Here is a 26,183-nt window from a genome sequence, read left to right as displayed (position 1 = left end):
TCTGGTGACCGATGTCTGAACTGAACAACGAGCCGAACATCGAGCCTGCGGCCGACGCCGACAGCCCCGACACCGACAGCGTCAACAGCGAGAGCACCGACGGCGAGACCGCCGGTGGGCTGACCGTCTCGGAACTGCGCGACTGGCTGCGGGAGTGGGTCGCGACGTCGACCGGAATCTCCGCAGAGCAGATCTCCGACGACCGTCCGATGGAGGAGTTCGGCCTGTCGTCGCGCGATGCGGTGGCCCTTGCCGCCGACATCGAGGACAAGACCGGCGTCGTACTGACCGCGACGGTCGCCTACAACCACCCCACCATCGCGATGCTCGCCAAGCGCATCATCGAAGGCGACCCCGACGAGGGCCTCGACCTCGACGCCGAGACCTTCTGGATTCGCGAGCGCAACGCCGACGACGACATCGCGATCGTCGGCCTCTCGACACGCTTCCCCAAGGCCGGGCAGACCCCGGACTCCACCTGGGAAGCCCTGATCTCCGGCCGCGACGGCATCTCCGACCTTCCCGACGACCGCTGGGCCGAGTTCAAATCCGACCCACGCCTCGCGAAGGTGATCGACGAGTCCAACGTCAAGGGCGGCTACCTCGACGACGTCAAGAGCTTCGACGCGGACTTCTTCCAGATGAGTCCGCGCGAGGTCGAGATGGTCGACCCGCAGCAGCGCCTCGCACTCGAACTGGCATGGGAGGCACTCGAAGACGCCCACATTCCGGCCAGCGACCTCAAGGGCGCGCCGGTCGGTGTCTTCATCGGCACGTCGACCAACGACTACCAGCTTCTCGCGGCCATGGGCCTCGACGACGGCGCTCACGACACCGCCGCCTACGCGCTGACCGGAACGTCGACGTCGATCGTCGCCAACCGCGTCTCCTACTTCTTCGACTTCCACGGTCCGTCGGTCGCGATGGACACCGCGTGCTCGTCGTCGTTGGTCGCCGTGCATCAGGCCGTACGCAGCCTGCGCTCGGGTGAATCCGACGTCGCGCTCGCCGGTGGCGTCAACATGATCATCACGCCCGCGGCGACGCTCGGCTTCGACAGCATCGGCGCGCAGGCCAAGGACGGCCACATCAAGGCGTTCTCGGCCGACGCCGACGGCATGATCCGCGCCGAGGGTGGCGGACTGTTCGTACTCAAGCGCATCGCCGACGCCCGACGCGACGGCGACACCGTGCTCGCGGTTGTCGCGGGTTCGGCGGTCAACTCCGACGGCCGCTCCAACGGCCTGCCGGCACCGAATCCCGAGGCCCAGGTCGAGGTGCTGCGCTCGGCGTACACCGACGCCGCTGTCGATCCGCGCGGCGTCGACTACATCGAAGCGCACGGAACCGGCACGGTGCTCGGCGATCCCATCGAAGCCGACGCCCTCGGGCGCGTCGTCGGGCGCGGTCGACAGGCCGATGCGCCTGCACTCCTCGGTTCCGCCAAGACGAACTTCGGGCATATGGAGTCCGCCGCGGGCGCAGGTGCGCTCGCCAAGGTGGTTCTCGCGATGCAGCACAACAAGCTGCCGGCATCGCTCAATTACTCCGGCCCCAACCCCTACATCCAGTTCGACGCCGGGCACCTCAAGGTGGTCGAGGAGCCGACGGATTGGCCGCGCTACTCGGGCCACGCCGTCGCGGGTGTGTCGGGCTTCGGCTTCGGCGGCACCAACGCGCACGTCGTCGTGCGTGAGGCGCTGCCGAGTGATCTGTCGGGCGTGGTCTCGACAAGCTCGACCAGCGAAGACACCTCGACCACCGGAGACGCTGAGTCCTCCTCGCTGGTTGAGCTTGTCGAAACCACCGACGATGACGACGAGGACTTCCTCACCGACGCCGAGCGTGCCGTCCTGGCCGCGCAGGCGAAGAAGGACGACGCGCCTGCGGAGGTCGTCGAAGCCGACCCCGCCGACGGCTTTGCCCCGTGCGCCGTCGAGGGATCGGTTGTGCCGCTGGTGCTTTCGGGATTCCTGCCGTCGCGGCGTCGTAAGGCTGCCGCCGACCTGCTCGAGTGGCTCGAATCCGACGAGGGTGCGTCGACGCCCCTCGCCGATATCGGACGCGCGCTCGCGCACCGTAACCACGGTCGTTCGCGGTCGGTCGTCATGGCCCGCACTCACGAAGACGCAGTCAAGGGTGTGCGCGCCGTCGCGGAGGGCAAAGCCAATCCTCTTGTGTACTCGGCTGATTCGCCCGACGCCGCAACGGCGGTCTGGCTGCTCTCGGGCTTCGGCTCGCAGCATCGCAAGATGGCCAAGCAGCTCTACCTCGAGAATCCGATCTTCAAGAAGTACGTCGACCGCGTCGACGAGTACGTGCAGAACGAACTCGGATACTCCATCGCGGAGATGTTCGTCGACGACGAGCAGACCTACGGCATCGAGACCGCCCAGGTCGGTATCTACACGATCCAGGTTGCCCTTGCCGACCTCCTGCGTCACCACGGCGCCGAACCCGGTGTGCTGGTGCCGCATTCGATGGGCGAGGCGTCGGCCGCGTACATCAGTGGGGGGCTCTCGCTCGAAGACGCCACGCGCGTCATCTGCCAGCGCTCGCGGCTCATGGGCGAGGGCGAGGCGACGCTCAGCGGCGACGACATCCGCCTGATGGCGCTCGTCGAGTACAGCGCGGACGACATCAACGACGTACTCGTCGACTTCCCCGACCTCGAGATCTGCGTCTACGCGGCACCGACGCACACCGTCATCGGTGGACCCGAGCCCCAGGTCGACGCGATCGTCGCGCGCGCAGAGGCCGAGGGCAAGTTGGGTCGCAAACTGCAGACCAAGGGCGCGAGCCACACGTCGCAGATGGACCCGCTGCTCGGCGAATTGTCTTACGAGCTCACCGGAATCGAGCCGAAGCGCCTCGAAACAGGCTTCTACAGTTCGGTCGATCGCGAGGCCTTCTACCGTGCCGGACACGAGCCCGTGCACACCATCGACTACTTCCTCAAGGGCCTGCGCCACAGCGTGTGGTTCAGCCAGGCGATCTCGAAGTCGGTGGAGAACGGGCACCGGACCTTCCTCGAGCTCTCGCCGAACCCGGCGGTGCTGATCTCCGTTGCGGCAGTGACCTTCTCGGCAGGCTTGCACGACGCCGAGCTGATCGAGACGCTGCGGCGCAAGGAGGACGAGAGCTTCGGTGTCGTCAACGCACTGATGAAGCTGTACGTCCACGGTCATCCCGTCGACGTCGGATCGCTTTTCGGCACAGGCGATTACGCCGACATCCCGCGAACCCGCTTCGACCGCAAGCCCTTCTGGCTCACCGCGCAGATCTCCAGTGGTGGTACGGCAGGGCGGATTCCCGGTTCGCACGTCGCGCTTCCCGATGGCCGCCACGCGTGGGAGGTCAATGCTGCTGCGGTGACCGATCCGCGTGAGTTGGTTCGTGCCGCGGCCGCAGAGGTATTCGACGACGCGCGCGTCGGCGCTGCAGCTACCCACGGCGAGTTCCCGAAGACCGGCTCGTTGACCACCACACTGAGTCCGCATCCGGGCGGTGCGTCGGTGACGGTGCACACCAAGCGGGACAAGAACTTCCACCTCCTGTTCGAGGCGGTCGTCACGGGCACCACAGAAGCTGGCGGCGGCAGCGCGGAACCTGCCGACGGCGCTGCCGAGCGCGCAGACGGTGCCATCGACCCGGCGAAGGTCGGCTACACCGACACGTCGCTGACGGTCGAGGACGAGGTCGTCGACGACATCGGCAACAAGTGGGACCCGGAATCGGGTGAGTCCGTTGGTGATCGACTCGCGATCATCGTCGGTGAGTCGATGGGCTACGACCCCGAGGATCTACCGCGCGAGATCCCGCTGATCGAACTCGGACTCGACTCGCTCATGGCGGTGCGCATCAAGAACCGTGTCGAGTACGAATTCGATATTCCGCAACTGCAACTGCAGGCGATGCGCCAAGCGAACCTGTCCGACGTCGAGAAGTTCGTGGCGTTCGCGGTCACCCACCGCGACCAGCTCGACGACCTCGCAGGCAAGGCCGCAGGCGAAGGCGAGCTCGACACCGCAGCGCTCAACTCCTACATCGACGAGCAACTCGCGAAGGATGATCTCGACAAGCTCGATCAGCGAGAAGAGCTCGATCAGCGGGAGACTGCCGATCAGCGGGTGGAGACCGCCGCGCCGGCCAAGGCCACTGAGGCCGCGGCTCCTGCGCCGGACCTCACCAGCCAGCAGGCCGTCGCAGAGGCGGCGGGTTCCGACGTTCCGCCGCGAGATGCCGCGGAGCGCTTGACGTTCGGTGTGTACGCGGTCATCACGGGCAAGTCGGCCGGGGGCATCTTCAACAAGCTGCCCGTGCTCGAAGAGGACGTCGCACAGAAGCTGACCGACAAGCTCAACGAGCGCACCGGTGGAGACATCGACGTCGAGGACATTCTCGATTCGGAGACGATCGAGGAGATGTCGGACTACGTCCGCAAGTTCCTCGACGCCGCGGCCGACACCGACGGCTTCATCCGCTACCTGCGCCTGGTGCCGAGCGGTAAGAATTCGTACGACCCCACCGCGGGAGATCCGGTGCCCGCCTTGCTATTCCACCCCGCGGGCGGTAACACGTCGGCGTACGAGGCACTGCTCAAGCGGCTTCCCGAAGATCAGCCGGTGATCGGTTTCGACCGCGTCGAGGGCACCATCGAGGAGCGGGTCGCGCAGTACCTGCCTCGGTTGCGTGAGGTCCAACCGCACGGCCCGTATGTGCTGATCGGGTGGTCGCTCGGCGGCGCGCTCGCGTACGGCTGCGCCAAGGTCTTGCGTGACGAGGGCGAAGAAGTCGCGTTCGTCGGACTGATCGACGTGGTCCGACCGCGCCACGATGTGCCCGACACCCCCGAGAACAAGCGGGCACGGCTCGAACGCTGGAAAGACTTCGCGATCCGCAACTACGATCTCGACCCCGACGTCCCGATTCCGATGGATCGGCTCGTCGACGCCGACGACGAGGGCCAGTTCGCGATCATCATGGAGATGGTCTCGATGTCGGGCACCAAGATCCCCGGCGGCATCATCGAGCACCAGCGGACGTCGTTCGTCGACAACCGAGCCTTGACCAACATCGCGCCGCAGCCCTACAGCGGCAAGGTGATCCTCTACCGCGCCGACAAGATGCACGACGGCGCAATCGAACTCGAGCCCCAGTGGGCGGAGATCGACGAGGACGGTCGGTGGGGCGAGGTCGTCGACGACCTGGAGATCATCCATATCGGCGGCGATCACCTGTCGATCGTCGACGAGCCGTACATCGCCAAGATCGGCGCCGACCTGACGAAGCGTCTGGCCGCCGTGGAGGCGAAGGCGACCAACTAGCACCGACATCGCGACGGAACGCGAAGCGAACCGGCGCGCAGCACTTGACACCGAGGAAGAAGAATTACGTGACCGACACGACCGCAGCCAAACTCGCCGATCTACGCGTCCGGTTGGAGCAGGCGCGTGAACCCGGTGGCGAGAAGGCGATCGAGAAGCGTGAGCGTAAGGGAATCTGTTCTCCGCGTGAGCGTCTCGACATGCTGTTCGATCCCGGGACCTTCGTCGAGATCGGTGCGCTCGCCAAGATGCCCGGGGCGGCACACACGGGCTACGGCGACGGCGTCGTGACCGGTCACGGACTGGTGCACGGCCGCCCTGTCGCAGCCTTCAGCCATGACCAGACCGTCTTCGGCGGCACCGTCGGAGAGATGTTCGGCCGCAAGGTTTCTGCGCTCATGGAGTGGGCAGGCAAGATCGGCTGCCCGATGGTCGGCATCAACGATTCGGCAGGTGCGCGCATCCAGGACGCCGTGACCTCACTGGCTTGGTACGCCGAGATGGGTCGACGAAACGATCTGCTCTCCGGTCTGTCGCCGCAGGTGTCGGTGATCCTCGGAAAGTGTGCGGGCGGCGCGGTGTACACGCCCGCGAACACCGACATCCTTGTCGCGGTCGAGGACAAGTCGTACATGTTCGTCACCGGCCCCGACGTCATCAAACAGACCACGGGCGAAGAGATTTCGGCTGAAGACCTCGGTAGCGCTCACAACCAGGCGCGGTGGGGCAACATCCATCACATCGCGCCGGACGAGAAGCAGGCATTCGAGTGGGTACGCGAGTACCTGCAGTACATGCCGTCGACCAGCTTCGAAGAGCCGCCGGTCATCAATCCGGGCCTCGAGCCCGAGATCACCGAGTCCGATTTGGCGCTCAACGATTTCATGCCCGACAGCGACAACGCCGCGTACGACATGCGCGACATCATCGTGAAGCTCTTCGACGACGGCGCGTTCCACGAGGTCGGCGAATTGTTCGCGCCCAACATCCTCACCGGTTACGCGCGCGTCGACGGGCACAGCGTCGGCGTCGTCGCCAACCAGCCGAGCGTGATGGCGGGGACGCTCGACACCGACTCATCCGAGAAGGCAACGCGATTCGTGCGCATCTGCAACGCCTTCCGCATCCCGCTCGTGTTCCTCGTCGACACCCCGGGAATCCTGCCGGGACTGGTGGAGGAGCAGAAGGGCACCATTCGACGCTCGGGCAAGTTCTTGTTCGCCTACGTCGAAGCCGACGTTCCGAAGGTCACCGTCGTCCTGCGTAAGGCGTACGGCGGCGCGTACGCGGTGATGGGTTCCAAGCAGCTCGGTGCCGACCTCAACTTCGCGTGGCCGACGGCGAAAATCGCTGTGATGGGCGCAGAGTCGGCGGCGGCGGTGCTGACACGTAGGCAGACCGAGGGCATGTCGGCGCACGACGCCGACAAGGTGCGACGCGACTTTATCGACTTCTACAACACGATGATGGCCACGCCGTATCTCGCCGCAGAGCGTGGCTACATCGACGCCGTCATCGAGCCCGCCCAGACGAGGCTGCAGCTTCGAAAAGCGTTGGCGCAGTTGCGTGACAAGCAGACGATGCGCACTCCGCGTAAGCATCTGCTGATGCCGATCTGAGTTCGCTCGCAGAGAGTTAGGGCGTCAGGTGAAGCGGGACAAGATCACTCGCACCGCCTGCGTCACGATCGTCCGATCGTAGCTCTGGACGAACATGAACTCGCGACGACCGCTGGGGCGTCGCCCATGGATTTCGCGTGCGGAAAGCAGTGCGGCGAAGTGCATTCCGAGGACGGCGACGTTCCATTCCTCCACGAGAGCGTCGTCGGAACTCAGTGGTGCGTAATGGATGTTGCCCTCGCTCATGGGCCGGATTCCCTCGCCGTACACGCCGACGAGGCCCACCTTTTCCGAGAGTGCACGCCACCGTTGCGACGTCGACGGTGCGAAGCGGTGTTGATCCTGGAAGGTGCCGAGCACCACCGCGACGCTCGCCTCGGTCGCGGTCCGTTCGAGGTCCTTGCTCATCTCGAGTAGCAGTCGTTCGTCGGCGAGCCGCGGCGCACCTGACTTCGATGCGATGGCGAACGGTGTCTTCTCGTCGGTGGACGGCGTTGTGCGTGCAGGCAGCGGAGGGAGTTCGGAGATCGAGCCGAGCACACGGTCGTCGGCATCCGACACCGGCGGGTGCAGGGCGCCCAACCCGTAACGGGCGCCGAGGGTCTGAGCGGTCCGCCGATCGGCCTCGGTGTCGACTCCCGTTGCGATGACGATCGCACCGGTGCGTTCGGTGTGTGCGGCGAGCGTGTGTGCAAGGTGCGCGGTTTCGGGTGTCGGAATCGGCGCGAGGATGTCTGGGTGCAGTAGCACGACGTCGGGTTCGACGAGCGTGAGCAATGTCGCCGTTCGACGATCCGCGCTGACCCCTTCGACGGCGATCAGTCGTCCGTCTCGCCGTGCCCGTGCGACCTGGGCGAGCCGCGACTGCGGACGCCGCAAGACGCTACGCGGTTCGATCAGCAGCGCAAGGGTCTCACCATCTGAGTAGGTGCGCTCCGGATCGTAGAGGTCGATGTCGACGGCGAGGAAGAGCGGAAGAGCCGCGGAGACGCGTCTGGCCGCCGCGGAGTCGGCGAATGCGAACTTCCGCGAATCGAGGACCGTTCGCTGTTCCATGAGCGTCGCGGTTCGACGCAGAGCGCGCGGGGAGTCGAAATTGGTGCCCTTCGGGCCGCTGAGCTCGAGACTTGCCCCGACCAGGCTCCCGCCCGACAGTTCGAAGACCGGGCTGAACTGAAGCCTCAACTCCATACCCTGGAAGATCGACGCTGCGTCCCCGCCCCTGGTACTCGTCAGACCTTGGCTCATCCCTCACGCTCTCTGACGGAGCGTCGATGTCGCCCCGACATCTACGGCGCGGTCGGACCGCGCTATTCGCTGTCGTGAAGTGCTGATGCGACGAGCACTCCGAGCGTGAGAGTAGCAAACACCGCGACGATGGAGGCGGTGAGCGCAACGGAATCAAAGAGGCTGTCGACGGTGATGCCGATCCACAGACAGCCGATGGGGAGGAGTCCGGCGATGAGGAGGGTGCTGTGTTCCTCGTGGTTGTCGGGGGCGGGCACGGTTCCAGTGGTGGACTCGCGACCCACCTTTGGGTCGGTACCAGAGGTCGAAACCGGAGAGGCGTCGGCACGTAGCGAGGGGAAGTCGCCGGTGTCTGCTTGTTCGACGAACGGATCGAAATAGTGCTCAGGAGCGGTCTTTTCGAGCTCCGCGTGCTCGAACCCGACGATCTCGCCGAAGTCGTTTGTCTCGTAGCCGTGCTCGCGCGGGGAGAGGTCGTGTGAGGTGTGATCCAGGATGCTCATCGTCGCTCCAATGGGAGGGTGAACCCTTGTCGGAGGTCCACTGCGGAAGCGGTTCAGCAGAATTCGGTTCGCTGGACGTACAAGCCTTTTCTGTTGCGGTTTCACGCGGTTTCTTTACATACTCAACGGTAGGCCACGAGAATCTTTGCGGTATGCGAACCAAATCTTTGTTAATTGAAATGTGACCACTTCGGAATCGGATCGCGTGCGTGTCTCGGGTGAGTCATCGGCAAGCAAGGTAAGCCTGAACTTGCTGGTAGAAGTCCATTTTTGGATCACTCACAAGCGCCGCACAGGTAGTCGTAGGTGACTGTCAAGTAACGGTATGGCCTACCAGGTGACCAATGCCGAATGTCACGGCCATCGCGATTGCGCCACCGATCACGACCCGAATCATTGGTCTCCACGGTTTCGAGCCGCCGAGGATCGCGCCGAGGGCTCCGGTTATCGCCAGTGCGATCAGGACAACGACAAATGTGACCGGAATCCGGATCGATGCGGGCGGCGCGAGGATTGCGATCAGGGGTAGGACTGCTCCCGTCGTGAACGACACCGCCGACGAGACTGCCGCCTGCCAGGGATTGGTGAGCTCGTGCGGATCGATGCCCAGTTCGGCTTCGACGTGCGCGTCGAAGGCATCATGCTCGGTCAACTCACGCGCGACCTGACATGCCGTCGAATGTGTCAGTCCCTTCGCTTCGTAGAGGCCCACCAGCTCGTCGAACTCGGCTTCGGGTTGCTCGGCCAGTTCGCGGGCCTCTTTGTCGAGCAGTGCGCGTTCGGTGTCGCGTTGGGTGCTGACCGAGACATACTCGCCGAGCGCCATCGACACCGCTCCTGCGGCCAACCCCGCGATTCCCGCGGTGAAGATCGGGGCACGATCGGTGGTCGCGGCGGCAACGCCGACGACGATGCCCGCCGTCGAGACGATGCCGTCGTTGGCCCCGAGCACGCCAGCCCGCAACCAGTTCAGCCGGTTTGCGAGCGACCCCGCGTGCGGCTCGTCGCCGTGACCGTGGCTGTGCCCTGGCTCCTCCGCGGGGCCCGCGTGCTCTGGGGGTTCCGCGTGCGAAGAATCGTCGACGCTCATGAGCACCAATGATGCGCGCCCACAGCGTCGGCGCAAGCAAGGTGATCATGTCCTCACCACGCTGGACGGCCCGACCCGACCCGCAAATACACGTGTTTCTGACACATGCACGCGAAGCTTTGCTCGCGTCTGTCAGAAACACGTGTTTCTACGACGCCGCGCCGGCGCCCGGTCAGTACCCGCTCGACCGAATGGGACCCGGGTCCCAGAGTCCCGATCGGCGTGCGGTGCCGAGTTCGAGCTGTGCCGGTGGCGCGGGGTCGACCTCGGTGAACCGCTGCAGGCCGCCCCAGTCGCGCCCCCAGTTGTTGCGCAGGTATGTGGGGAGCAGGGTGGGGATGAGCATGGCCTCGGTGATACCGAGCGGCCCGCCAGCGGTCCCCGACATCCAGGTCTGGCTGTTCTTCTGGGTGGCCTCGGCGTCGGGCATGATGCGCCAGCGCGGTACCTGCATCACGCCGTTGCGCACCTTCATCGGCTGCTGGCACGGGAAGACGAGTCCCGACACCCAGTCGATGAAGACCGGATCTGTGGTTCCGACAACCTCGTTGAGCGTCCGCAGGGCCGGAACCCGTGGCGGGGTGACCGCGACCCATTCCGACGGTGCTCCGGACGTGTCACGCACGACGACCCGCGCGAGCGTCGCCTGTGGCGGTGCATCGGCGAGGGGGAATCGGAGGTTGCGCCACGTCGGAGCTGTTCCGACGTCGAGCGGCGACATCGTGCCCAGACGCTGCACGGTGCCGCCGGCCCCGACGCGTCCGAATTCGACGGTCACGTCCTGACCGTCGCTGCGCAGTCCGTCGCCGTCGACGGCGTCGACCGAGCCCGCGACGGCGATCGTGAGCAGCGGCTTGTCGGCGCTGCGTTGGGGTACCTGGTACCAGTCGGTTGTCACAGAACCGGTTCCCGACGGCGCGCCGTAGGAGCCGAGTACCGGGGTGGTTGCCGGGTTGAGTCCGAAGGGCAGTCGCACAGTGGAGCCGTTGACGCCGCGCGCGCCCTGCCCGCCCTCGGTGCCGCCCTGCGAGGCGTCGGTTGTCTGGTCGCGATCGTCGGAACCCGCGCCCGTCGGTGCAGAGTTGGTGGGCGCCGAACTCACGGCGCCCGACGATCCCGACGAGTCCGTGTCCTCGGTCGCGTCGACCGACAGCTTGTTCGCTACACCGTTCGGGGTGAATCCGACAGCCGCAGAGCCCTGCCCAGCACCTGCGAGAGCGTCGGAGATGCTCGGCGCGGGGCGGCCGTCGACGGCAGCTGGTGCGAGCATGCCCGTGTTGACGTCGGCCTCGACGAGGACGTCATTGGCGAGGCCGCACTCGTTGCCGGTGAGTGCGCGGGCGTTGGAGTTCAGCCACGACCACGAATCACGTTGCACATAGGCGGCTTTCGCGAACGAGGCCACCATGAACAGCACCATGAAGATCGAGATGACCGGCAGCGGAGAGAATTTCAGCTTGCTGTACCAGTGATCGGAGTGTCCGGTTCGCGTCTGTTCGTCGGTGTAGTCGTCGCGCAGGTGGAACCACAGACCTGCCGCCGCAGTGAGCACCGCGGCGATCAGGAATACCCACCAGAGGCTCACGCCGCCGATCGACGGCTGCCTGTCCCACCATGGGATGCCGTAGCTGCCGACGAACCACCAGCCGTTGGTGCCCGCGAACGAGATTCCGGTGACCGCGAGTACCGCTGCCGCGAAGAATGCGCGGTTGCGGCGTGAACGCAGAATGGTCGGCGCCATCATTGCGCCCGCGGCGGCGGCGAGTCCGCCTGCGATTCCGGCGTAGACACCGAAGTGATGAGTCCACTTGGTGGGTGTGAAAGCGATGAAGAACATAGTGCCGAGCGTGACCGCGATCAGCCGCCAGATCGGTGCGCGCGCAATGCCGTTGGGATGCTGCTTACGCAGCAGTCGCAGGAGTACGACGACGAGGCACAGGATCATGATCAGCACGCCGTAGCGGCGTGCGAGCGTGCCGTCGGCGGTGGGCAGGATGAGGTAGTAGTAGCGAATCGGCTCCTGCCACCACTCGAGCGTCGGGCCGACGTCGGTGGCCACCTTGTTGCCCGCGATGAGCGGGGCGAGCGGCTGATCGGCGAAGATCTCGTACAGCACAAGGGTTCCGGCCGCGAAGATCGGCGCGAGCATGGGGAGCAGGCCGTCGCGCCGACGTCGGGTCACGATGGTGCGCACGATGGGACGGACACCCGCGAGCAGGGCGGCCACGGCCATGAGACCACCGGGAGCGAGTGCAAGGGTGAACGCGGCGACGGCGACGGCGACCGCATACGGCAGCAATCTGCGTGTGGCGATGGCACGTTCGACGCAGCACCACGTCAGGAGTGCGCCGACCGCTTCCGCAGGTTCGGGCCGCAGACCGTTGTTGTAGGGCAACCAGAGTGCGAGATAGACGAATGCCGCCGACCACACGGCCGGAGTGCTGGTGCGCACCGCTCGTCCCAGCCGCGGGATCACCTCGCGGGAGATGAGCCACCATCCGAGAAGTCCGAGTAGGAAGGCGGGCAGGCGCATCCACGGTGTGGCGAGACTGACGTGCGTCATCGCGGAGATCACCTGGAAGTGCCAGCCGAAGGGGTCCTGCGGCACACCGAAATAGCGGAAGTAGTTGTCGGCGTAGCCGGCATCGCCGGTGATGCGTCCGACGATGAAGTTGTAGCCGTCGTCGGACGTGTTGGCCCCCGCCAACCACCAGAACGCGAGTATGGCGAGTACCGCGAGGTCGGGGCCGCGGATGGTGAACCAGCCGGCGGGCAGGAATCGTCTGTGGCCCCTGCCATCTCGCGAGTCGAGCACGCCGAGGGCGACAAGAGACAGCAACGTCATGATGATGCCGACGATGATCGCGGCCAGTTTGAGCGGCGTCGGCGAACTCACGTATCTGGTGTCGATCGTGGCGTGCATCGACAGGCCGTCGCGCGACGCCGACTCGGGGAGGTCGGTGTAGACCCCGACGATCTGCGGGCGCATCTCGTGGTCGGGAGTCGAGTACGTCAACAGGCTGCCCGCACCTGCCGACGTACCGTCGATCTTCGCGTTCACCCCGCGCTCGTCGGCGTGGAACACCACCGCACACGACGAATTGTCCTGAGCGGCTGCGCGTTCGGTCGAGAGAATCACGACGTCGCGGTCGGTGACGGTGATCGTCGACGCGTCGGCGCGGACGAACAATCCGCGCGCGCTGGCGTCCTGACCGCCCGCGGGCGTCGTCGACATCAGGACGCCACCCGACGCGGGCAGATCACGGGCGAGTGAGCACGGAACCCGCAGATCCATGTCGACGGGAACGAACGAGACGAGCGGTGCGGCGACGTTGCCGACGCCCTCACCCTGCGGCCATGTCAGGGCCGCTGTCGACTGGGTGACCGGCAGCAGCGGAGTGGCAACCGCGAGAAGGACACCGAGCACGCCCGCGACGGCAGCGATGATCTGCGCTCGGCGGTAACTTCGTGGCGCCCCGGTGGTCGGTTCGTCGGGCTCCGTGGTCTCGGTCGGCGTCTGTGGTGTCGGATCAGTTGTCATCGGACTGCGGCTCCACCCTGATCGAACCATCGTGTGACCATCCCCAGCGGGTGGTCTGTGACGTCTGTAGCTGTGCTGACGGTGCGTCCGGGGTCAGTGGCGAAAGTCGTTCCAACGCACCCCATTCCCGCGTCCAATCGTCCTTGAGGTACGTCGGGACGGCCTGCGCGGCCGTCGTGGTCTCCGAGATGCCGAGCAGGCCACCGTCGACCCCCGCCTGCCAGGTCTTCGACTGTGAGTTGGCGAAGGGGTAGTCGGGCAGGATGCGCCAGCGCGGGATCTCCGCCACCCCGTTGGTCACCCGCATCGGTTGCTGGCACGGGAAGTGGGCGGCAACCATGAAGTCGATCAGTGTGGGAGTCTGTGATCCCACGACCTGCTGGAGTGTCTGCAGTTGCGGCGCTCGTGGCGGGGTGATGCCGATGGACTGGTACTGCCCGAGATTGTTGTCCAGCAGCGACATTCGCATCGCCGATGCTCTCGGCGGCGCGGCACTCATGGGTACGCGCAGGTTGCGCCACGGCCGGTTGGAGATGACCGGTCCTGGGTCGATCGGGAGGATGTCGGGTCCGATCTGGGTGAACGATCCGTCGGGTCCCCTGGTGCCGAACTGCACGACCAGCTTCTGCCCGAAGTTGGTGACCCCGAAGGTGTCGACCGTCGAGATCGCACCCGCGGCCGAGACCACGAGCAGCGGGGTCTTCGCGCGATCGGCGGGTAGGTCGTACCAGTCGGTGGTCAGACGGGCTTCGCCCGCGTAGCCGTAGCTGCCGAGGACAGGCGTCGTCGCGGGGTCGAGTCCGTACGGAAGTGCGACGGTCGAACCGTTGACGGTTTCGGGTCCGCGGCCACCCGTGGTGCCCGCGCCCAATCCGCCCGTGATCGAGAACGGTCGTGCGGGACTTGCCGCCACGTTCATCTGGCCTGGCCGCTGACTGCCGGGCTCCGGGGAGAGATCATCGGGAATTCCGTTGGGGGAGAATCCGACTGCCGCGTCCGGTCCGCTGGTCGCTCCCGAGAGTGCCTGCGTCGCCGTGCGTCCGTCGGCCGGTCGCAGCATGCCGGTGTTGGGATCGGATTCGACGAGCACGTCGTCGGCCATGCCACAGTTGTTGCCGCGCAGCGTATTCACGTTCTCGGCGAACACGGTGGTCGCCGGATAGCGCGATACCGCCCCTTTGGCGAACACCAGCAGCTCCGCGATCACCATGAGCCCGGCGATGAGCGCGATGGGCGACGACGCGAGGAAGAGTCGTCGACGATCAGCCCGCGTCTCGCCGGGGCCGTCCGTCGTATGCGAAAGCCCTTTGTTCTCAACATAGTCGAGTCGCAGGTGCTGCCACACCGCGATTCCGGCGGCGATCACGGCGAGGATCAAGAACAGCGTCGACACCGGTCTGCCCGCGATGATCGGGGCGCGATCGAACCACGAGATGCCGTATTCGTAGGCGAATGGCCAGGCGTTGTAACCGGCCATCGCGGCGGCGAGGGCGAAGAACAGTCCCGAGACGAAGACCGTCAGATTCCGTGCCGAGCGTGCGGCAGATTGCGCGACAGCCAGAGTCGCGATCGCTGCGATCGCGGCGGCGAGTCCGGCGAACACCCCGAACTGAATCGTCCACTTCGTCGGGATGAAGGCAAACAGCACCAGGGTCACGCCGACGGCGCCGATCAGTCGCCATGTCGGGCCGGCGTGGACACCGGCAATGCGCCCGCGCCGCAACATCACTGCGACGGTGACGACCATTCCCGCCAACAGCAGCAGTACGGGGACGCGGCGGGTGAGCGCTCCGTCGTCGGTGACGACCGAGATGAAGTAGTAGCGCAGATACTCCTGATACCAACCGATGACGGGTCCGACGACGTAGCGGACGCGGATCGCCTCGATCACCGTGGCAATCGTCTGGTCGCGGAACACGACGACCAACACGAGAAGTCCGGCGGCGATGGTAGGTGCGAGCAGGGGGAGCAGACCGTCGGAACGCCTGCGCACGAGCAGTACGTGCAGCAGTGCGCGGGAGGAGGCGATGAGGATCGCGACGCCGATGATGCCCTGTGGCGCGAGGGCAAGAGTGAATGCCGCGAGACCCGCTGCGATGGCTCCCGGGAACAGTTTGCGAGTTGCCAGAGTCTGTTCGGCCGCCCACCACGTGAGCAGCGAGCCCAACACGATGATTCCCTCGGGACGCAGACCGGAGCAGAACGGCAGCCAGAACGCGGTGAAGACCAGTGCTGCCGACCATTGCGCCCAGCCGCTGCGTCGAATAGCAGAACCCAGTCGGGGCAACAGGATTCGACTCAGCACGAACCACGAGGCGAGTCCCGCGATCAGCGCGGGGATGTGCATCCACAGAATCGACGGCGAGATCGACGACCAGTGGGAGAGGAACGAGTAGTACCAGTCGAACGGAGCCTCGGGGATTCCGTACCAGCGGTAGTAGTTGGCGAGATAACCGAACGACGACGCCGTGCGCCCCATGTTGAGGATGTACCCGTCGTCGGGACTGCCCGCCCCGAGGAACAACCAGATCACCAGTACCGCGGTGACCGTCAGATCGGTGGCGCGGGGACGCAGGATGCGCAGCCACCCGGCGCGGCGTCGGGCTCGGTGCCGCACGTCGTCGCTCATCCGGTCGAGCAGGAAGAGTGCGACGAGCGAGACGAGCACCGCGAGCACTGCCAGAACCATGAGGACGGTCTTGAGTGTCGTCGGCGAGCTCTCGTAGCGATTGTCGATGCGGATGTCGACCCGCATCCCCGCGTCGGCGGCTGCTCGAGCCTGGTCGGGCGTCAGGTCGCTGAACACACCGTCGATCTGCGGGCGCTTGTCCGGGTCGAGGGTTGTGGCGGCACCGAGGCCGACGAACTGCGCGCCGGGTCCGTCCGGCGACGACCAGACGTGCAACTCGCTACAGCGACCCAGATCGGCTCTCGGCGCCGACGCCGCGACGGAGTTGCGGAAGGTCGCGGTCACGGTGTCGCCCGCGGTCACGTAGAGGGCTGAGGCCTTGGAGTCCTGTGCGGATACGGCCATCGTCGACATGATGAGCGTCGACTTGCCCGCCGGTACGTCGGCGAGGACGCGGCACGGGATGCGGACGTCCAGCGACTGCGAGGTCTGCGCGATCAGCGGGGCGGTCACCGACGACGTCGTCGGCGCGAGTTGTTGACCCTGCGGCCAGGAGAACGACGCGTCGGTGCTGTGTACGGGTAGGAATCCGATCAGCACGCACAGCACGGCACCGAGTAGTCCGGAGACCGTGGCGATTAGCCCGACGGTGCGACGTGAGCCGATCGTCGAATTGTCGGCCGGTGGCGAAGCATCGGACTCGGCTGGCGGGGCTGTCGCAGGCACGGTCACTGATGTTAGGCGATTACGTCGCGCCACCCGCCCGCTGCCGCGATCAGCGGTTGCGGGTCAGTGCCTGATCGGTGCGGGACTCCACAACCCGCTGCGCGTTGCGGTGCCCGTGGTGATGGGAGCGAGGGTCGTCACGTCTCCGTAGGGCTCGTAGCGCTCGAGAGCTCCCCAATCCCGGCCGATGTCGCCCTGCAGGTAGGTCGCGACGGTCTCGGGCTGCTGCGACACCTCGAGCCACCCCAGCGGACCGCCACCATAGGAGTCCTGCCACGCCGAGACGGCCGCGGCGAGGTCGGCGCCGGGCCTGATGCGCCACTTCGGGATCTCCGCGACGCTGTAGTGGTGGGTGAACGGCCGCTGGCACGGGAAGACCAGACCCGACGTCCAGTCGACGTGTACCGGGTCTTCGCTTCCGACGACCTCTTGCAGCGTCTCCATGTGGGGCAGTCGCGGTGGGGTCACCACGATGAACCGATCCGCCGAGAGATTGTCGTCGTTGGCGACGATCCGCACCGCGGTGAGGTCGTCGGGGAGCGACGACGTGGTGATCCGGACGTTGCGCCACGACGGTTGCGGCCCCGGGTCGATCATCTCGGTCTCGCCGGTCGGCTTGAGGTCGGCGTCGCGGGTCGACGACCCGACGGGGTCGGTTGTGTACTCCAGCAAGAGGTTCGGATTGTCGTAGCGTCCGGCGACCGAGAAGGTCAGCAACGGCTGCTTCTTGTAGTCGGCAGGCAGTGCGTACCAGCCGGAGGTCAGACGAGCGGGAACCTGATCGGTCGTCGAGTAGCTGCCCTCGACGGGTGTGCGGGCCGGGTCGAGCATGAACGGAAGACGCGCGCGGCTGCCGTTGACCCCGGCCGTCGAGAGTTCTCCACCGCCGGTTCCGCCGCTGTTGGCGGTGAGGACGTCGTTGGTCGACGTCGCGTTGCCTGCGAGCACGCCGAGCGAGCCCGCGCTCGCCTGCGTGGTGAGGTCTTCGGGAACGCTGTTCGACGTGAATCCGGTTGTCGGCGGCCGGGATGCGTTCGGGTCCACGGTCGACGGACCCGCGAGGGGATCGGTCAGAGTCGGGTCGACGGGCGAGAGCATGTGGTCGTTGGGGTTGCGTTCCACCCACACCTTGTCGGCCATGCCGCACTGTTTGCCCGCGAGAGCCTCGATGTTCGACCGCGGAACCGAGAACGACGACGACTGGTTGACGGCTGCGAATCCCGCGGTGACGAGTTCGAAGATCACCACGGCGGCGGCGACATATGCGAGCGGGGCACCCGCGACGGAGTCGATCGCCCTGCGATACCAGCGCTGTCCGGTGTCGGTCTCTTCGAGCGTCGTGTCCTGGGGGTCGGTTCCGGTGAACGGTTCGCGGAAGTGGAACCACAGCGCGACCAACAACAGCAGCAGCGAGACGTAGAGCAGTGCATTGCTCACCGAGAACCCGAAGCTGACCTGGCCGACGCCCCACGGCATGCCCCACGCCGACGCGTAGTAGTACGAGTTGGGTGCCGTGAACGCCAGACCCGCGATGAACAGCACGAGCGCGGCGAAGAGGGTGCGGTTGCGCCGCGAATGCATGGCCTTGTTGCTCGCGGCGATGGCGGCGATGGCGGCCAACGCCGCGGCGAGTCCGGCGAACACGCCGAAGTGGTGCGTCCACTTGGTCGGCGTGAACATCAGGAACACCAGCGACGCGAATGTGATGCCGACGATGCGTCGAGCAGGGCCGACTGCCGTGCCGGGGATGCGCGACTTGCGGATCAGTACCGCTGCCGAGACCACCATGCCCAGGATCATCGCGAGGACGGCGAAGCGTCGTGCGATCGAACCGTCGGCGGAGAACGCGAACAGCGATGAGTACCGATCGATCTCGTTGTACCAGTGCGCCGACGGCCCCAATGCGGTCTTCATCTTCGACGAGTCGGAGAACGCGCGCAGGGTCAGGTTCGAGAAGACGACGAAGATGACGAACGTCCCGGAGGCGAGAACCGGTGCGAGCAGTGCTGCGTACGACCAGAATCCGCCGCCGATCGCCCGGGCACGTTTGATCAGGGCCAAGATGATCGGTCTCGCTCCCGCGATGAGCGCGGCGACGGCGAGTAGGCCCGTTGGGCCGGCGGCGAGACTGAACGCGCCGATGAGACACGCGATTGCGGCGGGCAGGATCCGTCCGGTCGCGATTGCGCGTTCGACCGAACACCAGGTCAGTAGCGCGCCGAGCGCGATGATCGGCTCCGGTCGCAGGCCGTTGTCGAACGGGAACCACGACGCGAGGAAGACGAAGGCTGCCGTCCAGCCGACGACGGGTCGGCTGATCGCGGCACGGCCGAGCCGTGGCAGCACCTCGTGGCTGACGATCAACCACGACGCGATACCGCACAGCAGAGCCGGTATTCGCACCCACGGGCTGGCGAGAGAGATGTGGCTCATCAGGCCGAAGACCTCGTAGTACCAGCCGAAGGGCGCCTCGGGTGCACCGAACCAACGGAAGTAGTTGGCCGTGTACTCACTGTTCTGTGCCACCCGCGACATCGTCAGCAGGTAGCCGTCGTCGGACGTGTTGGGTCCGATGAAATGCCAGACGATCAGGGCGCCGATCACCACATAGTCGCGTGCGTTGAGTCGCCACCACTTCGCAGGGAAGATTCGACGGTGCTTGCGGCCGTCCGTCGAATCGAGAACGGCAAGTGCCGACAGCGACAGCAGCGTGCACACGATGCCGACGATCAGGACGAGCCATTTCAGGATCGTCGGGGCCGTCGAATAGCGCGAGTCGATGGTCACGTGTGCGCGTAGACCTGGCAGTTCCGACGCCGCTCCGGACAGGTCGGTGAACAGTCCTGTCACCTGTGGGCGCTGGTCGGAGCTGTAACTCTGCGACTCGCGTCCCTTGGTGGTCCCCATCAGCGTGGTGTTGCCGGATTCGGAAGAGTCGGCGGGTGCGGTCATGCCGACGAACTCGGCGGTCACGGCGTCGGAATCGGCGTGGACGACGATGTCGCGGCACCCCTGCGAGCGCATGTCGGCGAGCGTGGCCGAGACGAGTGGCACGTTACGGACCACGACTTCGATGCTCTGCTTGTCCGGAGAGTCGGCGGGGTTACCGGTGCGGCGGATGAACAGGCCGCGCTCGGCCGACTTGGCAGCCTGCTTGGGGGTCGTCGACAGCAAGACCGAATCGTCGGTGCCGAGCCGCTCGGCTGCCGAACACGGAACCGAGACGTCGAGGTCGATCGGTACATAGGAGATGAGGGGTGCCGAGACCGACCCGATCTCGCTGGATTCGACGCTGCCGGTGGAGGGCCAGTTGATCTCCGCCGTGGTCTGCTTGACCGGCATCAATGGCGTGGCCAGCGCGAGGACTACTCCGAGCAGGCCGGTGACGATCGCGATGAGTTTCGCTCGTCTCACGGTCTGCGATTGCACAAGCAGTGATCCTAACGGCCGGATGCGACGTCGCGAACTCTCGGTCGCTCGTGGGTCTGACGGGCTCGTGGGTGTGGACGCCGGAGAGTATGGACGCGGGCCCGGTGCCGGTGGATAGGCTTGCAACCATGTCGACCGACGCCACGGATACCGAACCGCTGCCGATCCTGCTGCTGAACGGGCCCAACCTGAACACGCTCGGGATTCGACAGCCCGAGGTGTACGGCTCGGCGACGCTCGCCGACGTCGTCGAACTAGCCGAACGCACCGCTGGTGAACTCGGCTACGGCCTGCGCGCGGCGCAGACCAACCACGAGGGCGAGATGATCGACTGGCTGCACGAGGCGCGCGGCAACATCAGCGGGATCGTCATCAACCCGGCCGCGTGGACGCACACCTCTGTCGCGCTCGCCGACGCGCTCGTGATCCCCGACGTTCCGATCATGGAGGTGCACATCAGCAATGTGCACAAGCGGGAGGAGTTCCGACACCACTCGTTCGTGTCGCCGCTGGCCTCGGGTGTGATCATCGGCTATGGCATCCGCGGCTACGAGTTCGCGATTCGACGCCTCGTGGAGGTCCTGGGCTGATGGCCGATCTCGACGATCTCGGACTGACGGCGCTGGGTGTCGCGTGGGCGCGAGCCGCCGAATCGTCGAGGGACGACGCATTGTTCGACGACCCACTGGCCGAGGCGATCGCGCGAATCCGGCCCCGCGGCTCCGAGTTCGGCGGAGATGACGGCACCGATGAACGTGGTTCGGCCAAGATTCGAGCGATGTACGACTGGATCGTCGCGCGCACGGTGTTTCTCGACGAGGTGTTCGCGGCCGCAGTTGCCGACGGCATCACGCAGTTCGTGATTCTCGGGTCGGGGCTGGATGGTCGGGGATTCCGACTCGATTTCGGTTCGGGAGCAAAGCTTTTCGAGGTCGATAGGCCGTCGGTGGTCGAGGTGAAGGAGGATCTCGTCGCACAGTCGGGTCTTGCTCCGACCGTCGAACGTCGTGTGGTGGCTTCCGATCTGGCCGACGACTGGCTGCGCGCTCTGCAGGGCAAGGGTTTTCGGGCCGACTTGCCGTCGGCATGGCTCGCCGAGGGGCTGTTCGTGTATCTGCCCGACGAACTCGGCCTGCGCGTGATCGAGGGCATCACCGCGGCATCCGAGTCCGGCTCACGGATCGGGGTGACCGTGCGCCGCGCCGCGTCGTCGGTAGTCGACGATTCTGCTGCTGACCCGTTCGCTGATGTGCGGAAGTTGTGGCGCAGCGATGTTGACGTCGCGCAGCACGTCGACGCCGCCGGGTGGGACTGTGAGCTTTCGGATACGCGCGAAGTGCTTGCCGCTCATGGGCGTTCGCTGTCCGAGACCGACGGCGCGCAAGAGTCCGCGACGCTGCTGTCGGGTGTTCGACGCCAACGCGGACACGGGACGATCGACCGCTCCTGACGGATCGCTCAGTTTTGTCCCCGGTCTATCGGGCCGGTTTATCGTGCCGGGTGTTATCGAGTCAGGGCTTCTCGGGCCAGGTCGGCGACGGGGCCGTCGAGACGAGGTCCGTGTCCGGGGAACAATACTGTCGCGTCGAGGTCGGTGAACGATTCGACGCTGCGTCGGGTCGCGGCGTCGTCGTGGTTGAAGAAGCGCGGGAGTAGTTGCGGCCCTTGGTGTCCGGAGAGTGGATGGCCGCTGATCAGGGCGTCGCCCGAGACGAGCACCGCGCCGTCGGCGACGAGGAAGGCGCTGTGTCCGTCGGTGTGGCCGTGTGCAACGACCGGCTGTGGTCGTCCGGGGAGGTCGAGGGCGCCGTCGGTCGAAAAGGGTTGTGCGGTGGCGATTCCGGCCCGGCTGAGTACGCCGAGGGGTGTGACCATCGCCAGCCATCGCCACGCGCGTGGCTGCCACGCGACCGCGGCGATGTCGAGTGGACCCGCTTGTTGCAGGAGGTCGCGGTGTGCGTGTGCCACTTCGGCGGGGTCGACGAACACCGGGAAGCCGAAGCGGTCCACCAGCTTCGCGAGCCCTCCGATGTGGTCGACGTGAGCGTGGGTGAGCAGTGCTGCTCTGATGTCGGTGGGCTGCGCGCCGATCGATTCGATCGAGGCCACCACGTCGTCGGCGTTGCCTGGGTATCCACCGTCGATCAGTGTGATGCCCGAATCGTCGCGCAGCAGAACCCAATTCACCGCGGCCGTGTGCACCAGATACGCCGTCGACGACGCGGCGTCGACCTCGGTGATCTCGAAGGCGCTCACTTGCGCACCACGAGGACGAACGGTCCGACGTCGGTGACCTCGAAACGGGGGTCGTTGAAGAGGTTCGGGTCGAATGTCACCGTGTAGCGCTTGACGTTTGGATCGTTCGGGTAGACGTCTGCGGCGAGGCGTAGTGCGTAGCCGTCCGCGGAGTAGCGGAACAAGAAGACGTTCGGCGGTGTCCACGGCGCGGCGTCGAGTTGGCGAACGAAGTCGTCGGCCGACGTCGCCTTGGACCAGGTCTCGATCGTGGCTGCTCGTTTGTCGAACTCCGCCAACGGGTTTGCGTAGTGCGAGGTGAGTCCTTGGAAGCCCCAGTACGGATACACGGAGAGGAACCCGTAGTCCGCGGTGAGGACGACGTTGTCGGTGGCCGGGCGTCCGGTCTTCTCTCCGATGAGCTTGTCGATCTGCGGGTAGTACGACTCGGCGCCAGGCGGACGCTTGTCGGCGCGGTCACCGTAGCCGTCGGTGTCGGTGTAGGCCGTCGTGATCTCGTTGGAGAGATAGGCCGGAATGCTCTGTGCCACAGCGATTGCCGCGAGCGCTGCGAGTACGCCGACCACGACGCGCACGTCACCGAACCTGCCGACTGCCCAGTGGGCGAGCTCGACGACCCCGAACACTCCGGCCGCCGCGAGCACCGCGACTAGGATGGGTTCGAGCCGGAAACCGAGCAGCGTCGTACCCGCGGCAGTGACCAGCATCGAGAGCAGACTCATCAGGTAGATGCCGATGACCGCGATGCCCAGCGCCGCGGCGATGGTGCGCTCACGGAACCGGAGCAGAATCCAGACGAGCCCGATGAATGTGATCGCACCGACGAGGCTGAGGTGGAACATCGGCCACGGCAAGAACGAACCACGTTCTGGCAGATAGTGTTCGGCGGTGCCGCCACTCGCGGGCTCACTGCGCGCTCGGGCGAGGAGATAGGGCGCCCACACGGTCAATGCGATGAGGCCGGAGATGACGCCCATCACCACCAGCCGCCCGACTACCGCCAGCACGACGCCGCGTCGAATTTTCGATACTTCGTCGCGGGGTAGCGCTTTGTTGGAGGCGTTGACCCAGCCGTGAACGATGAGCGCCAATGCCATCAGGATTGCGACGCCCGCGAACAGTCCCGTGTAGAGCGTGTAGAAGGTTGCGCTCAGACCGAGGAAGAGGCCGGTCGCCACCACCGCCGCCCAGCTCGTGCCGGAGCGGAGCGAGGCGGTGGGGCCGTCGGCGTGACGGGAACGACCGCGCAGGCCGTAGAGCATCGGGATCAGCATCGGGACGCCGACCATGATCAGTACCGCCGCATACGGCTCGGGACCCGCGTACATCAGCGTCACCACGGTGACCGCGAGCGCTGTCGCGATGCCGCGGTCGGCGCGCACCATGCGAGCCCAGAGCACCACCCCGATTGCCGCGGCGACCGCCATCGAGAGGATCGCCCACGGTTTGAACGCCTCCCAGCCGGGCAGACCCATCAACGACGCATAGCGCCCGCCTCCCCAGAACCATCCAGCCGGATAGTAGGGAGCGAGGTGCAGATAGGTCATGTCCGCCAGGTGCGGACTGCTGGTGAGCCGGGTCAGGTACTCGGTGCGGAACTGCTGGTCGGCGGAGAGGCCGAAGAGGTAAAGGCGCGTCGCCCCGAGTGGCATACCGAGCGTGACGGTGACCAGCCCGGAGATGCCCGCCGCCGACAGCAGTGTGACGAGCCATCGCGCTTTGCCGTAGCGGTACAGCAGTGCCGCGATCACCAGGATCGCCACGGCCACCACCTGGCCCGCCGTGGTGAGCGAGCGGGTGACGTTCGACGAGTTGAACGCCGGCCACTGCACCGAGTCGATGGCCTTGAGACCGACGAATGCCACGATCGCCCCGACGACCACCGCGATGACCAGGTCGATCAGGGTGCGGACATGGCGATTGGCTCGACGCTGTGGGGTCGCAGCAACCTGAGGACTGGAGTCGTCGGTGGTCGGGCTCTGCGTTGACGTCACGCGTCTATTTCTAGCAGGGGGCCGTACTGACCCACGCCGGACGCCGCAGCGCGACGGCGCGCGGCCCCCGAGACCGTGTCTGGGGGCTGTCGCTCGTGCGGGTGTGGGTCAGAAGGGAGGGTCGCCGGTGTCGGGGTCGTTGGCGAGCCGCCAGGCGCGGGTGTCGGCGCGGTGTTGTCTGATGCGCGCGCTATGAGCGGCGGCGAGCCGTCCGGGGATGCGTCGGTCTGGGCGATCGGGTTCGTCGAGGTCGGGGAAGAGGTCGCGACCGTTGTACGCGTTGCCGACGAAGTGGTAGCCGCCCGGGGACCGGAAGATGGCGCGGCCCATGGGTGTCTGATGGTCGCGCCAGCCGACGGCGAAGGTTTTGTGGCGGTGGTGGAAGCGGCACAAGGGGCGCAGGTTGGTGCGCTCGGTGAGTCCGCCGGCTTTCGGATTGCCGTGGTTAAACGGCTTGGCATGGTCGACGTCGGCGGTGGCGACTCTGTTGGTGCAGCCGGGGAAAGTGCAGCAGAGTTCGCCTGCCTTGACCAGGGCTCGCAGTTTCTCGGGGATGGGATAGCGATAGGCGGCTTTGTTGTTGGGGGTGACGCGGTTGGGATGGATGTAGTTCCGGGTGGCGTCGGCGAGTAGTCGGCGGGCGGTGTCGGCGTCGATGAGGCCATGGCCGTCGAGGAACGCGGGGTTGTTGTCGTGGCTGAGGAGAGTCGAGAGGTTGACCACGATGTGGAACATCGGCCGGGGTGCGAGGGCGGTGGAGCTCTGAGTTGCTGCGACCGGGTGCGTGACGGTTGTGGCTGCGGGGTTCTGCTTGTCGTCGACGTTGTGGCTGCTTGGAGTCTCGGACACGGTGGCGCAGTCGGGGCAGGTGCAGGGGAGGGTCTGGTGGCCCTGGGCGAGGGCGGTGAGTGCGTCGGCGCGTTGTTGGGTGTGCGTGCGGGGGTCGTCGGGGTGGATGTCGGCGATCATCGCTTCGAGCCGGGTATCGAGGATCGCTGCCGCGGTGGCAGGGAGTTGGCCGTCGATTCTGGACTGACCGGGCTCGTCGCGGTGGGGGCGGATGCGGAGGTAGCGGCGGCTGATGGCGGTGTCGCGGCGGCGGGCGGCGCCGTCGGGATCGACGAGTTCGAGGGTGGCGTCGATCATGGTGCGAAACCTGGTCATGGACATCGGTTCTCGTGCGCTGATTGCTGCGGCGAGTGCGGTATCGACCGCGGTGAGATGCGCGTCGTCGACGTTGTCGGTGCGGGCAACGACTTCGTGGAAGCGGGGTAGGTCGATTCGGCCGGTTGCCAACAGTTCTGCGGTTCGGGGTATGCGGTAGCGCAGTGCTGCGCCGGTCTCGATCATCTTCTTGGCTTGGCCGGGTGTGAGGCAGAGGGTGGCGCCGAGCTCGGCGATGGCTGTGGTCAGGCCATCGGGGCCGAAGCGGGCCAGCGGGTTCTGGTTGTTCCGAGTCAGGAGCGCGGCGAGTTGTTCGGGGTCGGTACAGCCGTCGGGGACGGCGTGCTCGCCGGTTCCGATTTCAGCGTCGATGCGCTGGAGGTATTCGGCCTCGCGTTCTTCGTACAGCAGGATTGCGGCTTGCAGCATGCGATAGTCAGCGCACGCCTTGATCGCGTTGGTGTGGAAGAGCACCTCGACGAGTTCACGGGAGTAGAGGAGTTCGTCGTCGGCGAGCTGTGTCAGCTGTGTCTCGACTTCGGAGGTCGGTGCGTCAACTGCTGGCGTATGCGCATGACTGTTGGCCGCGGGCACGACGGGTGATTCGTCGGGTGTCAGCGGGCCGGTGCCGTCGGGGTTCTCCGATGCCATAGTCAG

General features: G+C 66.1%; 13 protein-coding genes. 4 read left to right on the top strand and 9 right to left on the bottom strand.

The window, feature by feature from the left end:
- Positions 1–11: 11 nt before the first annotated feature.
- The gene (pks13, locus tag ACRVY7_RS20825) at positions 12–5,327 is read left to right on the top strand and encodes a polyketide synthase Pks13 (RefSeq protein WP_431818484.1); all 5,316 of its coding nucleotides are present in this window, start codon (positions 12–14) and stop codon (positions 5,325–5,327) included.
- Positions 5,328–5,395: 68 nt separating this feature from the next.
- A complete protein-coding gene (locus ACRVY7_RS20820) occupies positions 5,396–6,946 on the top strand; it encodes an acyl-CoA carboxylase subunit beta (RefSeq protein WP_049700188.1) in 1,551 nt (516 codons plus the stop codon).
- 24 nt (positions 6,947–6,970) lie between these two features.
- Here the strand turns inward: ACRVY7_RS20820 and ACRVY7_RS20815 are convergent, their stop codons facing one another.
- From ACRVY7_RS20815 to ACRVY7_RS20790, 6 genes are all read right to left on the bottom strand, one after another.
- Entirely contained in the window at positions 6,971–8,137 is a 1,167-nt protein-coding gene (locus ACRVY7_RS20815; protein WP_231894228.1) for a DICT sensory domain-containing protein, read from the bottom strand.
- 119 nt (positions 8,138–8,256) lie between these two features.
- Entirely contained in the window at positions 8,257–8,697 is a 441-nt protein-coding gene (locus ACRVY7_RS20810; protein WP_049700186.1) for a hypothetical protein, read from the bottom strand.
- A 313-nt stretch (positions 8,698–9,010) separates the two neighbouring features.
- The gene (locus ACRVY7_RS20805; protein WP_431818483.1) at positions 9,011–9,787 is read right to left on the bottom strand and encodes a VIT1/CCC1 transporter family protein; all 777 of its coding nucleotides are present in this window, start codon (positions 9,785–9,787) and stop codon (positions 9,011–9,013) included.
- Positions 9,788–9,959: 172 nt separating this feature from the next.
- Positions 9,960–13,328 (bottom strand): arabinosyltransferase domain-containing protein, encoded by a 3,369-nt coding sequence (locus tag ACRVY7_RS20800; protein ID WP_431818482.1) that lies wholly within the window; start codon positions 13,326–13,328, stop codon positions 9,960–9,962.
- Complete coding sequence (locus tag ACRVY7_RS20795; protein ID WP_431818481.1) at positions 13,318–16,683, bottom strand: arabinosyltransferase domain-containing protein; 3,366 nt, start codon at positions 16,681–16,683, stop codon at positions 13,318–13,320. The genes ACRVY7_RS20800 and ACRVY7_RS20795 overlap by 11 nt, the downstream gene beginning before the upstream one ends.
- Before the next feature lie 63 nt (positions 16,684–16,746).
- The gene (locus tag ACRVY7_RS20790) at positions 16,747–20,112 is read right to left on the bottom strand and encodes an arabinosyltransferase domain-containing protein (protein ID WP_431818480.1); all 3,366 of its coding nucleotides are present in this window, start codon (positions 20,110–20,112) and stop codon (positions 16,747–16,749) included.
- A gap of 128 nt (positions 20,113–20,240) precedes the next feature.
- On the opposite strand from ACRVY7_RS20790, the gene aroQ reads away from it, so the two are divergent.
- Both aroQ and ACRVY7_RS20780 read left to right on the top strand, forming a co-directional pair.
- Positions 20,241–20,702: a type II 3-dehydroquinate dehydratase gene (aroQ, locus tag ACRVY7_RS20785; RefSeq protein ID WP_049700301.1), complete on the top strand. Its 462-nt coding sequence runs from the start codon at positions 20,241–20,243 to the stop codon at positions 20,700–20,702.
- Positions 20,702–21,562 carry an SAM-dependent methyltransferase gene (locus ACRVY7_RS20780; protein WP_431818479.1) on the top strand — a complete coding sequence of 287 codons (861 nt, stop codon included), beginning with the start codon at positions 20,702–20,704 and terminating at the stop codon, positions 21,560–21,562. Before aroQ ends, ACRVY7_RS20780 begins: the two co-directional genes overlap by 1 nt.
- 53 nt (positions 21,563–21,615) lie before the next feature.
- On the opposite strand, the gene ACRVY7_RS20775 is transcribed toward ACRVY7_RS20780, so the two are convergent.
- The 3 genes from ACRVY7_RS20775 to ACRVY7_RS20765 all read right to left on the bottom strand — a co-directional run bounded on the left by ACRVY7_RS20775 (position 21,616) and on the right by ACRVY7_RS20765 (position 26,177).
- Positions 21,616–22,368, bottom strand: coding sequence for an MBL fold metallo-hydrolase (locus ACRVY7_RS20775; RefSeq protein ID WP_431818478.1), 753 nt, complete (start codon positions 22,366–22,368; stop codon positions 21,616–21,618).
- Entirely contained in the window at positions 22,365–24,362 is a 1,998-nt protein-coding gene (locus ACRVY7_RS20770) for a galactan 5-O-arabinofuranosyltransferase (RefSeq protein ID WP_431818477.1), read from the bottom strand. The genes ACRVY7_RS20775 and ACRVY7_RS20770 overlap by 4 nt, the downstream gene beginning before the upstream one ends.
- A gap of 108 nt (positions 24,363–24,470) precedes the next feature.
- Positions 24,471–26,177 carry an HNH endonuclease signature motif containing protein gene (locus tag ACRVY7_RS20765; protein ID WP_431818476.1) on the bottom strand — a complete coding sequence of 569 codons (1,707 nt, stop codon included), beginning with the start codon at positions 26,175–26,177 and terminating at the stop codon, positions 24,471–24,473.
- Positions 26,178–26,183: the final 6 nt, after the last annotated feature.

Origin of the sequence: Gordonia jacobaea (assembly GCF_965344965.1) — a bacterium.
GTDB lineage: Bacteria > Actinomycetota > Actinomycetes > Mycobacteriales > Mycobacteriaceae > Gordonia > Gordonia jacobaea.
Note: the sequence above shows the minus strand (reverse complement) of the source record. Positions and strands in the feature narration are given on the sequence as shown.